Origin of the sequence: Blautia hominis, assembly GCA_002270465.1 — a bacterium.
GTDB classification, from domain to species: domain Bacteria; phylum Bacillota; class Clostridia; order Lachnospirales; family Lachnospiraceae; genus Blautia; species Blautia hominis.
In genome coordinates this window covers 1-12,333 of the sequence record NQOF01000018.1, presented here as the reverse complement: position 1 = coordinate 12,333, position 12,333 = coordinate 1, and the positions used below count along the sequence as shown (strand labels likewise).

Genomic DNA, 12,333 nt, shown 5'->3' with positions numbered 1-12,333 from the left:
GCTTCCAGCAATTGGATGTTGTCGTTTTGCGACAGCCATATTAGATTATCATATCTTTTCTGACTTGTCAACAACTTTTTTAACTTTTTTCATAATATTTGGAAGTTTCTATTCCATATTACGAAAACTTGTTACCAGTTGTTTCCATATCGCATCAGCTGCAACTTGTTTACTATATCACATGCTTCGCTGTTTGTCAACAACTTTTTTCATAATATTCTGAATTGTGTCAATTCTTTTGAATTATTATGGTGTTTTCTGTCACTTATCGGCGACAGCTAGATTATAATATCACAGGGAATGCCGGGTGTCAACAATAAATTTCATTTTTTGATAAACTCTTTCCACTTCTCTCAATCAAGAACAAAACCTAACCTCAATAACCAAATACTCTTCCTCATAAGAAGCAAAAATCTCCCCGCCCATCTGCTCAGTCAATGCCCTGGCAATAGACAGCCCCAACCCCGTGGCATTTTTCCCGGTCTCCACCGTATAAAACCGGTCAAAAAGCCTCTCCGCCAGAACTTGATTCATTTCTTTTGCATGGTTTCTAAACACAATACATCCATTCCCCGAGAGCGTGATCTCCAAATCCCCATCACTATACTTAACTGCATTCCCGATCACATTTGCAAGTATACGGGAAAGGGCAGCCTTATTCAGCTGCCGCATAACCTTCTTTTCCGGAATACAGATTCTGGGAGTGATCCCCGCCTCCTTTAAAGCCCCATAATACCCCGCTATACTTTCCTCCAGTGCTAGATTCAGATTCACAGACTCTCTTTCTTCATATTGATTGGCGGAAACCACCAAAGAATACCGGAATAATTCTTCTGTAAGCTGTTTCAACGTATCAATCCGCTCCTGGACCACCGCCAGGTATCCCCGTACCTTTTCGGATACCTCCTCCTGCTCAAGCAGTTCCATATACCCACAGATTGCCGTAAGCGGCGTGCGCAGGTCATGGGATATATTGGTAACAGCCTCCTTTAGTTCTTTGTCCCCCTGCAAATACCGTATATGTTCTTTTCGCAGCCTCCGCATCTGCCTGTCCATTTCAGCAGCGAGAAGGCGCATCTTACCATCGGAAATGGTAAGATCAATTCCTACATTTGTATCTCTGCCCAGTCTGGCGTCAATTTCTTGGCATATTTCATCTGCCGCCCTGCGCATTCCCTGGATCTTCATTATTAAAATACCGTTTACCACAAAAAGAACAGCGCATAAAACACCAAGCAGATATACCATAATCTTCTCCTTATTTTAAATCTTTCCTGCTGAAACAAAAAACTCCGATCATATTCGCAGCCGCCGCTATAACGATAGAATAAATCCCAATTGTTCCCGGATGTGTCACAGCCCCCGCTGAAATCTGTATCCCCTGACCTGTAGGAAGAAAATCAAATAAAAACTGATAAATGCTTCTTTGTGATGGACTGGGATACATAGGATTGGGTATTCGCTGTATGGTCTGTGTAACCGTATCACCAACGGTCTCCGACATAGAAACCGCATCGGTAAATTCCGGTTCTCCCAGTTTCATAGTGATATACATAGACAAAAACAGAAGCGCAAATATACCCACCATACTGATGATCGCCACCAATGCCTTATTCTGATTCAGCATAGACAGCATGGTAAAAATGGCTGCGAACGCAGCAATCATGAGCACACCATTGACCATATATATAACTGTCTCCTGCCATTCCATTTCAAAAAATCCAAAGAGAGGGATTCCCGCAATACATGCGGTAAACATATAAGCAAAATTCATAAACACACCTGCTGCCGCACAGGCAATAAAGTTTGACAGATAGATATCTCTTCTGTTACACCCTACCATCAGTTTATTGCGGATGGTTCCATCGCTGTATTCCGTCCCCACAAAGAGACTGCAGAATGCTGCGATCAGCATGCCCATCATAATATGAGAGGCAAAAAATACAGAGTCAAATGTGACACTCATATCATATACTTTCACATTCCGATATTGTCCCACGCTGTCAATCACACCATACAGACCCATTACAAGGATTCCGATCCAAAAATATTTATCCTTTCGCAGGCGCAGAAAGTTTGCACGAAGTAGTTTACTCATGGCTGCCACCTCCGATCAGATTGATGTAATAGCTCTCCAGGCTTTCGTCCCTCTCTGTGATCTTATTCACTGTACATCCCTGTGTTGATAAGGCCTGCACAAGGTCCGTCACACTCCACTCACCAAAGACATCGGCTTCGTGCTCTGAAGCAACGGCATATTCTATATTTCTTTCGTCCAGTACACGGCTGAGGGCCTGTACGTCAGATACCACCATGTGCATCCCCTTCCGGCACGCAGCATCCAGTTCCTTTGCTGTGATTTCCTTTACGATTCTTCCGCTGTCAATAAATCCGTAATGTGTGGCAAGCCGGGAAAGCTCATCCAGAATATGGCTGGAGATTAGCACAGTAATCCTGTATTCCCGGTTCAGCTTCAGAATCAATTCCCTTATTTCGATGATCCCCTGAGGGTCCAGACCATTGATCGGCTCATCCAGCACCAGAAAATCCGGATTGCCCGCAAGCGCTATGGCAATCCCCAGACGCTGACGCATGCCCAGAGAAAAATTCTTTACTTTCTTCTTTCCGGTATCGGAAAGGCCTACCAACTCCAGTAATCCTTTGATTCCATCATAGGATGGCCGTCCAAGGACCACATACTGCTCGCGCAGATTATCCTCCGCTGTCAAATCCTGATAAATAGACGGTGTCTCCACCACTGCTCCCATTCGCCGGCGCACCTTGAGAATGTTGGGGGAAGTATATTTTTCCCCATAGATCGTGTATTCCCCAGAAGTGGGCTTCTGCAGTCCGCAGATCAAACGGATGAGAGTGGTCTTCCCGGCCCCGTTCTTTCCTATAAATCCATAAATTGCTCCTTTTTCCACATGCATGGAAAGTCTGTTTAAAGCTTTGAAATTTTTATATTGTTTTGAAAGATTCTCTGTATTCAAAACGTAATCCATATCCGTGCCTCCTTTATTTGATACAGCCATAATAGCACGACATGGTTAAGAAAGCGGTTAAGGAAACAGTTAAGAAACCGTAAAGATACTGTCAGATCATTGTTCACGCATTTTAAATCCAATTCCCCATACCGCCTCAATATAATCTTTTCCTGTTATCTCCCTGAGTTTTCTCCGCAGATTGCTCACATGTACTTTCAGGGAACTTTCCATGCAGTCCGGTGTATCTTCACTGATCAGATCCAATATCCGTGTCTTTGTGATGACCTGGGAAGGGTTCTGCATCAGCAGTTTCAAAACAGCAAACTCCGTTTTGGTCAGGCGGACAGCCATACCGTCTGCCGTAACCTGATATGTTTCCGTATTGAGACACAGATCCTCAAACATCAATTCTGTATGATCAACGGGAATGGATGCCTTTCTGAGCTGCACCGTTATCCTGGCTAACAATTCTTTTGTTTCAAAAGGTTTTGTGATATAGTCCGAAGCGCCTTCCAGCAGAAGATTCACCTTGTCATCTAACCCAGCCTTGGCGCTGACTACAATAACGGGAATCCCGGAAAGCTTTGGAAGGATTTCCTCCCCGCTCAGTCCTGGGAGCATTAGATCCAGCAGGATCAGATCCGGATGCCTCTGGGCCAAAAGAAGCAGTGCCTCCGTCCCTGAATACGCACGCAGCACCCCGTATCCCTCTCTTTTCAAAATTGCTTCTACCATATCACCGATGGGAATATCATCTTCTATAATTGCAATATACTTCATGAAACGCTGCCTCCCTTTCTGCCGCCTTAATGTCTGCCACGCCCACGAAAGGGCAAACACACTTTAATTCATATTGTAACAAAAAGGCGGCCATTATGCTATAGGCTATTCCTTCCGTTAGGCAGGTATGCTGATTTCATAGGTTCCTGACCCACATTACTGACATATGCCCGAAACACGCTTATACAGACCTGCTTACAACAAATCATTCCGTATTCTATATTGGGGAAAAAAACGGTTTTGCAGCTACCGGAAGTTTGTCCAGAAATTCAAGCAAAAATCCCATGATACGCCGCTTAAAATTGGCAAGCTGAAAATGCGGCAACAGAAAACTGCCGTTTGGTCTTTTTTTCCAAGCGGCAGTTTAGGCTGTTATATTCAATTTTCGATCTTCTCAAACCTGTATCTCTGACTGATCTCCGGGTATTTTTCTCTGTCCACCTCACCCATAAACATATCGTACGGCCTGGCCCATACTCCAAACGGACGGTATAGCGCCTGATAGATCACCAGTTTTTCATTTGTCTCAGAATGCGTTGCGAATGCAATGATCTGATACAAATATAAGTCACTGTCCGGATGCACGGTTTCTCTCTTAAAATTCCTTACAATATCCCCTGGCCTCAAATCCCGTTCCATAATACCCTCCTTCTTGTGTGCCTGCAAATTTTCTCCTGACTGCTGCATCGTTTTCTTTTATCTCATATTACGATCCCATCACAATGGTCGATTTCATGCTGTATGATCTGCGCGGTCCATCCTTTAAAACGTTGTCTGCATCGCTTATAGCTCCGGTCCCTGTATTCTACCTCTATGGTTTCAAAACGGGTGGTCTTTCTGCTTCCCTCCAGGGAAAGACATCCCTCTTGCGTCTCATAAGGCATGGATTTCTTAATGATCACGGGATTCAGCATAGCCATATCCACCCCGCCCGTACTGACCACAATAATACGTTTCTTAACGCCGATCATATTAGCTGCCATCCCTACACACCGCTCCCGGTTAGCCTGAAGGGTGTCCAGTAAATCCTTTATCACCTCATCGTCATCCCTTCCGGCAGGTTCCGATTTTTGACTGAGAAAAAAAGTGTCTCTCACCACTGCTCTTACCATAATATCTCCTTCAACAACTGTTCTTCTTCACTCTAAGAACCATCAAAATTCATCTGCTTGAAGTATAACCGATTTTCAAATTATATACAAGCTTTCATGCATCTCTTCCCTCCTCCTTCCCATTTTCCCGGAGCCACTGCCCTTTCCCTTATCCTCCCATTTTGCATAACGAAACTCCAATCTTCCACTTTTTTTCAGTCTTTTTCTACAACAAATTCTCCTCACATTTAAAATTCCACAATTTCAGCAGTAAATTTTTTTAATATTTGTTCACACTTTTTCCTTGAAATAAGGTATAAATAAATTACCCCCAATACATTATATAGTTTTTGCTACACCCCATAAGAAGAAATACCTTCTCCAAAAAGACCAGCTCCCCCGCTGGTCTTTTTCCTTATGCAAAAAGAGCCCGGCTGCTGGCCGGACCCCCTTTCTCCTTCCCTACTTTTACATTTCTCCCCGCGCTTCCCGTTCACACAATTCCTTCATGATAGCAGGGTACTTTTTATCCAAACCGTAAAACAGAATCACCAGAATGACCAGTATCCACACCACAACAGGCGCAAATGCATAGATTTTAACAATGGCATTGACCACTGCCTCCGGTTGTGTAACTGCGGCTCCGGTGGATGCCACATAACCGCACAGGCTCAGGATTCCTGTAATGAGGGCCTGAGAAGCCCCCATTCCAATCTTGGCTCCCACAGACCCGCCGGAGAAAATAAAACTCTCCTGACGCACATGTGTTTTCCACTGCCCAAATTCCACCACATCACCGATCATACCGAAAATAAAAGCACTCAAAGGCGCCTGCCCAATTCCACGGAGCACTGTGGTCAATACACACCATTTAAAGTCATAAGGATTCAACAGAAACAGAAACTGTCCTGCCAGAACAATCACTGCCCCCAACAGGATAACTCTGCTTTTGGTAAAGAATTTCCGCAGCAAAGGACACAAAAATGTGACAATGATGATCACGACTGTCTCAATAAAATATAATGTACTGTACATCCAGGAATCATTATGGAACACATATTTACAATAATACGGAAGTATGGTCCCCACTACTGTCTGCGTAGTCCCCTGGAAGGTCCAAAGCAGCAAAACGGCCCAGAAATACTGATTTTTTACCAACGCTTTCAGATTATCCTTTAAGGATATAGTCCCCTGTTTTTCTCTTGCCACTATATGCACCTTCTCCTCACAGGAAAAGAAGCAGAACACAAGAAGGATAAGTGCCAGCACAGCCCAGATAGACATACATTTTATCCAGGCCGCCTGATCATTGCCGAAAGCCTTGACCAAAGGCAGGGTAAAAGTGACCGCAATGATGCGCCCTATTGGAGACATCCCCATGCGGAACACGGACAGCATGTCCCTCTGTCCGGAATCCCTGGTCATCATGGCAGAGAGAGACCCGTAAGGCAGATTAATGGCAGTATAACAGACTGTCGTACAGAAATTATAGGTAATAAACATATATATAAACTGCAGCATCTCTCCGGTATGAGGCACCGTAAACAGTAAAACAGCTCCCAGGGCATACGGTGCCGCCATCCATATGATCCAGGGACGTGACTGTCCCCACCTGGAATGTGTCTTTGACACAATATATCCCATGATCACATCTGATACGCCGTCAAAAATACGCGACAGCATCATCACAATCCCCACCAGATACGGAGAGACTCCGGCATAATCCGTATAAAACAGAACCAGCAGCGTGCTAATCATGCCATAGACAATATTACACGCTACATCCCCGCTTCCGTAAGCGATCTTCGTAGTAAAGCTGATGCGGCCTTCTCTCGGAAATCTTTGTTCCTGCATAAACATCCCCCTTGTTCAGATCGTCATGCGTTCCATTTATCCGCAATACACTCTCTCATGATTTCTACGCATCTCTTTGCTTTATCCACATTATTATGTATCGTGTATACATCACGAATGGTCAATTCAACGGTACAGTTTTTCGCATGTTCCAGAGTTGTCATAATATGGCTGCGCCATGCCTCTTCATTGAGCTTTTCATCCACACCCAGATAGTTAGGGCTTGGCTTTCTCTGATAAATGATTTTCTTTCCGGCCAGCACCTCCCCCATAAATGTCTCATTGGTCCAGGGTGAAATAGAGGCTTTTCTCAGATTTTTCAATTGACTCAGGCACGGCCACAAACGTTCCAGGGGATCACAGCAGCCAAAGGAGACAAGCCCGAAACGATCTGCTACTTTTTTATAGGAATCCCAAATCAGGGTCTCAAACATTTCCTGGGAGACATTGATCGTTTCCTGGGAATCCATATGAAGCCAGACTTTGTCCAGTGTTGCAGGACCTTCACTTGGAAGCTCATCTGTCAGGCAGATAGAGCCCTGATTGCATTCTTCATAACCGGCAGTGGGATACAAAAGTCCGCTGTCCTGCCAATCCTGGAAAAATTTCAGATAATCATCCGCAAGCTGGTTCAAAACCTGTTTGATCTGGTCCGGATAGTCATAAAGTGCATAACACATATTCTGCATTCCCATAATATGTACCAGATCCTGTGTCAGCCAGCATGTTAGTGACTTGCCGGTATGTTTGACGGGAAGGATATCTCCAAAGGCATCCTGTGCCGCTTTAAAATATTCATTGGTTTTTTCTGTCTCCAACCGGAACCGGGAAGGCCTAAATTTGTCCATCTCTTCTCCCAGTTCTTCTACTTGTTCTCTGAAGTGCTGCCCGATTCCTCCATTTGCGTCCACATCCTTCAGCACATCAAAGCCCCAGGGTCTCAGCTCCAGATCCCACCATACACCAAAATACGGGGCAACTACCTTATCGTCATCCAACACCTGCATATTATAGAAATTATGCAGAAGGCGCTCTTCTATCCTGCGTGCCATAGGGTCCTCGCACTGCATCTCGGGGAACAATACCTCCTGTGTAAAATTATCAATTTCCAGATGGATCATGGGACGTTCCCCTCTGCAGGCGTTGTGGGCGATCCATTCCCGGGTCCTCTTCAGATTTTTTTCACTATTTGCAATTTCCAGCTGCCGTCTTGCCAATTCGCGCAGACGTTCTCTTTCTTTTTGTGATATCATAGCTTATCTTTCTCCCTTCGTATTATATGGGTTTTCCTTATCTGTTAACCATATGATACGTCAGAAAAAATAGATTTCCAATAAAGATTCTGACTATAATATTGTAATTTTCTGCTCTCTGAATCTCCTTCTTATTCCTACAGGGGGAATTCCCGGAATTTTTTTGGGGATAATCCGTTTTGGGCTGTAAACGTATTGCAAAAGTGGGATTCGCTGTTGAATCCTACCAGAAAAGCAATCTCCTTCACCGCAAGAGATGTGGTTTTCAACAGACATTTTGCCTCATTGAGCCTTTTTCGGATCACATATTCTTTTGGAGAACTGTTCATAGCCTTCCTGAACTTTCTGGAAAAATGGGATTCGCTCAATCCTACATGATCTGCTATCATCTCTACAGAAAGGTCACTGTTCAGGTTATCCGCAATAAACAGCAGGGCCTCTTCAATCATCAGCTCCACATTCTCGTTTCCATTCTGCAGGCTCCCCTGCATGTTTTTAGATATACCAATTATGAGCTGGTAGATATTCAGGGAATCGTCAAACTCGGAACAGAATCTTCCATATCTGCAGTTGGATATGATCTCTTTTAATTTCTTCTGCACCGTCTCCCCATTATCAAGACGGAAAACCTGGCGTCCGCCTGTACTCTCCATAATATCATGATAAAACTGCCTGGTATTTGCCCCGTCAAAATGTACCCACTGAAATTCCGCATACCCCACAGCACGATACGCATGAGGTCTGTGACAATTCAAAAACACCATATCCCCTTCTTTTGCTATACTTTTCTTCCCTTCTGATGTTATCATCATTTTTCCTATTTTTACAAACAGCAGCATATAATTTTTATAATCAACCTGCCGTTCAATGCGGTATTCCGCCTCACAGAGGAAATGCCCCACAGACGTAAAATAAAACAGACGCTCTTTTGCCAGCGCAGACGGCGTGTAAAAATAAAAATCAGAGCCTGGCAGCACTCCCGGTTCCTGACATATCATCCTTATATCCCCCTTTCCCGTTCAGACAGACATGCTATGCCCCGCATAGTATGGTCCAGCCACATATCGCTTTACACAAAAAACGGCTATACCTCTTTTTAGAAGTATAACCGATATGTTTTTTATATACAAGGATTCAGAAAAACAGTGACTGGATGGAACACTAGTTCTCCTCCGCAGTACGAAACTCTATGTCTTTATGCAGCACAGCAATATGAAGCTTTTCTGACATAATTACCATTAAGACCAGTATAACTGCCATAAAAACCGGATAGAGCCCAATATTTATATACTGTGCAATAAGTCCGAACAGAGGCGGAACCAGGCAGGTCCCCACATAGGCAGCCGCCATCTGTACCCCAATGACCGACTGGCTTAAATCTGCTCCAAAATTAATTGGCGTCTCATGGATGATAGATGGATAAATAGGTGCACATCCGCAGCCAACCAAGATCAATCCGGCAAAGAGCACATTTCCTCCAATAGGAAGAAGAATGCAGACAATGCCCACGGCAGTTACCACCTGTCCCAAACGTATCATATTGCGGTCATTCACTTTCATCGTGATAAACCCACACACAAACCGGCCTGCTGTGATTCCCATATAGAAAAGGCTGGCCCAGCGCGCTGCCCGTTCCGGGCTGATTCCGTGATATAAGGTACAATAGCTGGCTGCCCAAATACCTGCCGTGCTTTCCAGAGCACAGTAGCAGAAAAAGCAGATCAGCACTTCCTTAACGCCTCTCAGCCTCACAAGCTGAGGCAATGTGTAGTGACGGCCCGGATTTTTTTCAGATACTTCCGAATCATCCCCTGTTTTTACTGCGTGGGATTTCTGCATCTTCCTCCAGAGTGGAAGTGAAAAAATGAGGACTGCAGTCAAAACCACCTGCATAATAGAAATGGTCTGATACCCGCCATTCCATTTTAATCCTCCTGCCACAGCCCATCCCATTACTACAGGTCCAATACTGGCTCCCAATCCCCACATGCAATGCAGCCAGCTCATATGCCTGGCAGGATAATGCAGGGCAACAAAATTATTGAGTGCCGCGTCAACACTTCCCGCTCCCAACCCATAGGGCACTGCCCAAAGGCATAAAAGCCAGAAAGAATTACTGATGGAAAAGCCAAACAATGCCACAGCCGTCATTCCCACACTGATGGCAGTAACCTTGCCGGCCCCCAGTTTCCGGGTGAGATGATCACTTGCTAAACTGGAAACGATCGTCCCTGCAGCGATGATCATAGTGATAATACCAGCCCAGGAGACGGATGCTCCCAATTCCTGATACATACTGGGCCAAGCCGATCCGAGAAGGGAATCCGGAAGTCCCAGACTGATAAATGCCAGATAGATAATAATCAATAACAATGATGTCATACCATATAAACTCCTCTTATGTCTCAAATTCAGGTTACAGTTCAACAACCCTTTCTCAAACGGTGGCTGTGAACCGTAATAAATCAGTATCTTGGCATATTATACTTCAAATTGCGGATTGCTTCCATAAAGATTGCGTATTATACTATAAGAAAAGCGACAGACTAAAATATCCTGAGGTGAAAAATGATTAGCAATCCCATACGTGTTGATGAAAAAGGCAGGGAACTACTCAATCATGGAACCCTGGCCTTCCCATGTGCCTGGTATTACAGCGGCATGAACCAGGGTGATGTGCCCTGGCACTGGCATGAAGAGATTGAGCTGGTGTATCTGAACCGGGGAACTCTGCAGTGTTCGGTTGGGAGCAGACGTTTTCTTCTTTGCGCCGGAGAAGCTCTCTTTATCAATACAGGCATTCCCCATGCCTTTTTTGAGGAGCCGGGCGTTCCCTATGAAGAAAGCGACATTGTATTCCATCCCCGTCTGATTTACGGAGATGTTGGAAGCATATTTTATGATAAATATATGCTTCCGCTTATGCGCTGCCCATCCATGGCAGGCTTTGTCTTCCATACGGACACAGATTGGCAGAAAGAAGCAGCTCTTTCCATAAAAAATGCGATCACCGTCTGTAAAAACAAACCGGATTTATATGAGTTTACCGTGCGAAGCTTACTGTCTAATGTCTTTACTCTCCTTCTTGGGCATAGCAAGGACCAATTAGAGCAGAAGGAGACCAGGGCTTCTTTTCTGATGGAGCGTGTAAAGCGAATGTTGGATTACTTCCATAGCCATTACCGGGAACCCGTCAGCGTGACACAACTGGCAGACCAGGCCAATATATGCAAACGTGAATGTCAGAGGGATTTCAAAAAGGTACTGGGCCTGACACCCACCCAATATTTTGAGCAGTACAGGCTTGCTATGTCCGTGCATCTCCTTACTGAGACCAGCCACAGTATTATTGAAATCGCGGACCAATGCGGTTTCCAAAGTCCCAGTTACTTTACTAAGCTTTTTAGAGAACGGTACGGAGTCACACCTTCCGCCTTCAGATTGCATAATGAACCAGCGGATAATATCCGTTTTCCGGTCTAATCTTACAATGAATTCTGCCTGTTTTTAAAACTACACAATTTCTATCCGGATATTTTTGAAATTTTGTTGACACTTATCTGTCGAAATATAGTATAAATAAATTACCCCCAATACATTATATAGTTTTTGCTACACCCCATAAGAAGAAATACCTTCTCCAAAAAGACCAGCCCCCCAGCTGGTCTTTTTATTTGCGTCTATGTATTGCTAAAACTATAATAAATAAGAATATGCAGATTGTTTCATCCACTCAAATGTATATCCCTCCGGATTGTTTTTCAGCTTATGATTCAGGAAGTCCTCAAATGACCGGAACTTTGGAAGCAGGTATGGCGTGTTCTCATCTGCTCCGGGGGCGCCATAGATTTTAACGGCCTGGACAGCGGCCTGTATCTTTTCCTGTGCTGTGCAGGGTGATATATTATTAAAAAAGAATATAGCAGGTGTCGGGCCTGATTTTGCTCTTAAAACATAGTCACGAACAAGTGCCACTATCTTATCAATAGACTCAAACACTCCCTCCCAAAACACAGACTGCACTTAGTCTTAAAATTCCGTATAACACAAAAACTCCATAAACAATCATGTTTACGGAGTTTAAAGCTCCCCCTGTTGGACTCGAACCAACGACACTGCGGTTAACAGCCGCATGCTCTACCGACTGAGCTAAGGAGGAATAGATACACTGATACACCGTACCTTCAAAACCGCATATACAAAACACAAAAACCTTTTTTCTTACCCGCCGTTCGCACTTTCGTGCTTAGGTCAAGCCCTCGACCGATTAGTAGCAGTCAGCTCCATACATTGCTGCACTTCCACCTCTGCCCTATCCACCTCGTCGTCTTCAAGGGGTCTTACTTCTTTATAGAATGGGATATCTCA

At 44.5% G+C, this 12,333-nt stretch carries 12 protein-coding genes, 1 tRNA gene and 1 rRNA gene; 1 reads left to right on the top strand and 13 read right to left on the bottom strand.

From position 1 onward, the window contains the following. Nucleotides 1–357: 357 nt before the first annotated feature. The 10 genes from CI595_RS25590 to CI595_RS25545 all read right to left on the bottom strand — a co-directional run bounded on the left by CI595_RS25590 (nucleotide 358) and on the right by CI595_RS25545 (nucleotide 10,347). Complete coding sequence (locus CI595_RS25590; protein ID WP_095176440.1) at nucleotides 358–1,248, bottom strand: sensor histidine kinase; 891 nt, start codon at nucleotides 1,246–1,248, stop codon at nucleotides 358–360. 10 nt (nucleotides 1,249–1,258) lie between these two features. Beyond that, a complete protein-coding gene (locus tag CI595_RS25585; RefSeq protein WP_095176438.1) occupies nucleotides 1,259–2,098 on the bottom strand; it encodes an ABC transporter permease in 840 nt (279 codons plus the stop codon). Further along, nucleotides 2,091–3,005, bottom strand: a complete 915-nt coding sequence (locus CI595_RS25580; RefSeq protein ID WP_095176436.1) for an ATP-binding cassette domain-containing protein — start codon at nucleotides 3,003–3,005, stop codon at nucleotides 2,091–2,093. The genes CI595_RS25585 and CI595_RS25580 overlap by 8 nt, the downstream gene beginning before the upstream one ends. Before the next feature lie 96 nt (nucleotides 3,006–3,101). Further along, the gene (locus CI595_RS25575) at nucleotides 3,102–3,767 is read right to left on the bottom strand and encodes a response regulator transcription factor (RefSeq protein WP_095176434.1); all 666 of its coding nucleotides are present in this window, start codon (nucleotides 3,765–3,767) and stop codon (nucleotides 3,102–3,104) included. 378 nt (nucleotides 3,768–4,145) lie between these two features. After that, the gene (locus CI595_RS25570; protein ID WP_095176441.1) at nucleotides 4,146–4,406 is read right to left on the bottom strand and encodes a DUF1653 domain-containing protein; all 261 of its coding nucleotides are present in this window, start codon (nucleotides 4,404–4,406) and stop codon (nucleotides 4,146–4,148) included. Nucleotides 4,407–4,468: 62 nt separating this feature from the next. Continuing rightward, nucleotides 4,469–4,879, bottom strand: coding sequence for a peptide deformylase (locus CI595_RS25565; protein WP_095176432.1), 411 nt, complete (start codon nucleotides 4,877–4,879; stop codon nucleotides 4,469–4,471). A 447-nt stretch (nucleotides 4,880–5,326) separates the two neighbouring features. Beyond that, the gene (locus CI595_RS25560; protein ID WP_095176430.1) at nucleotides 5,327–6,712 is read right to left on the bottom strand and encodes an MFS transporter; all 1,386 of its coding nucleotides are present in this window, start codon (nucleotides 6,710–6,712) and stop codon (nucleotides 5,327–5,329) included. A 23-nt stretch (nucleotides 6,713–6,735) separates the two neighbouring features. Next, nucleotides 6,736–7,965, bottom strand: coding sequence for a hypothetical protein (locus tag CI595_RS25555; RefSeq protein WP_095176428.1), 1,230 nt, complete (start codon nucleotides 7,963–7,965; stop codon nucleotides 6,736–6,738). A gap of 137 nt (nucleotides 7,966–8,102) precedes the next feature. Further along, nucleotides 8,103–8,963, bottom strand: coding sequence for an AraC family transcriptional regulator (locus CI595_RS25550; RefSeq protein WP_095176426.1), 861 nt, complete (start codon nucleotides 8,961–8,963; stop codon nucleotides 8,103–8,105). Between the two features lie 163 nt (nucleotides 8,964–9,126). Further along, the gene (locus CI595_RS25545; protein WP_095176424.1) at nucleotides 9,127–10,347 is read right to left on the bottom strand and encodes an MFS transporter; all 1,221 of its coding nucleotides are present in this window, start codon (nucleotides 10,345–10,347) and stop codon (nucleotides 9,127–9,129) included. Nucleotides 10,348–10,533: 186 nt separating this feature from the next. On the opposite strand from CI595_RS25545, the gene CI595_RS25540 reads away from it, so the two are divergent. Next, the gene (locus CI595_RS25540; RefSeq protein WP_095176423.1) at nucleotides 10,534–11,448 is read left to right on the top strand and encodes an AraC family transcriptional regulator; all 915 of its coding nucleotides are present in this window, start codon (nucleotides 10,534–10,536) and stop codon (nucleotides 11,446–11,448) included. Between the two features lie 213 nt (nucleotides 11,449–11,661). Here the strand turns inward: CI595_RS25540 and CI595_RS25535 are convergent, their stop codons facing one another. The 3 genes from CI595_RS25535 to CI595_RS25525 form a co-directional block, all read right to left on the bottom strand. Next, the gene (locus tag CI595_RS25535; protein ID WP_095176421.1) at nucleotides 11,662–11,964 is read right to left on the bottom strand and encodes a hypothetical protein; all 303 of its coding nucleotides are present in this window, start codon (nucleotides 11,962–11,964) and stop codon (nucleotides 11,662–11,664) included. An 87-nt stretch (nucleotides 11,965–12,051) separates the two neighbouring features. Next, nucleotides 12,052–12,124 (bottom strand) — tRNA-Asn (locus CI595_RS25530). Between the two features lie 88 nt (nucleotides 12,125–12,212). Continuing rightward, nucleotides 12,213–12,333 (bottom strand): 23S ribosomal RNA (locus CI595_RS25525); the annotation flags it as partial.

What these genes read in the sequence shown, in the direction of transcription:
- CI595_RS25590 (WP_095176440.1), bottom strand. Translation starts at nt 1,248, where the DNA reads ATGGTATATCTGCTTGGTGTTTTATGCGCTGTTCTTTTTGTGGTAAAC.
- CI595_RS25585 (WP_095176438.1), bottom strand. Translation starts at nt 2,098, where the DNA reads ATGAGTAAACTACTTCGTGCAAACTTTCTGCGCCTGCGAAAGGATAAA.
- CI595_RS25580 (WP_095176436.1), bottom strand. Translation starts at nt 3,005, where the DNA reads ATGGATTACGTTTTGAATACAGAGAATCTTTCAAAACAATATAAAAAT.
- CI595_RS25575 (WP_095176434.1), bottom strand. Translation starts at nt 3,767, where the DNA reads ATGAAGTATATTGCAATTATAGAAGATGATATTCCCATCGGTGATATG.
- CI595_RS25570 (WP_095176441.1), bottom strand. Translation starts at nt 4,406, where the DNA reads ATGGAACGGGATTTGAGGCCAGGGGATATTGTAAGGAATTTTAAGAGA.
- CI595_RS25565 (WP_095176432.1), bottom strand. Translation starts at nt 4,879, where the DNA reads ATGGTAAGAGCAGTGGTGAGAGACACTTTTTTTCTCAGTCAAAAATCG.
- CI595_RS25560 (WP_095176430.1), bottom strand. Translation starts at nt 6,712, where the DNA reads ATGCAGGAACAAAGATTTCCGAGAGAAGGCCGCATCAGCTTTACTACG.
- CI595_RS25555 (WP_095176428.1), bottom strand. Translation starts at nt 7,965, where the DNA reads ATGATATCACAAAAAGAAAGAGAACGTCTGCGCGAATTGGCAAGACGG.
- CI595_RS25550 (WP_095176426.1), bottom strand. Translation starts at nt 8,963, where the DNA reads ATGATATGTCAGGAACCGGGAGTGCTGCCAGGCTCTGATTTTTATTTT.
- CI595_RS25545 (WP_095176424.1), bottom strand. Translation starts at nt 10,347, where the DNA reads ATGACATCATTGTTATTGATTATTATCTATCTGGCATTTATCAGTCTG.
- CI595_RS25540 (WP_095176423.1), top strand. Translation starts at nt 10,534, where the DNA reads ATGATTAGCAATCCCATACGTGTTGATGAAAAAGGCAGGGAACTACTC.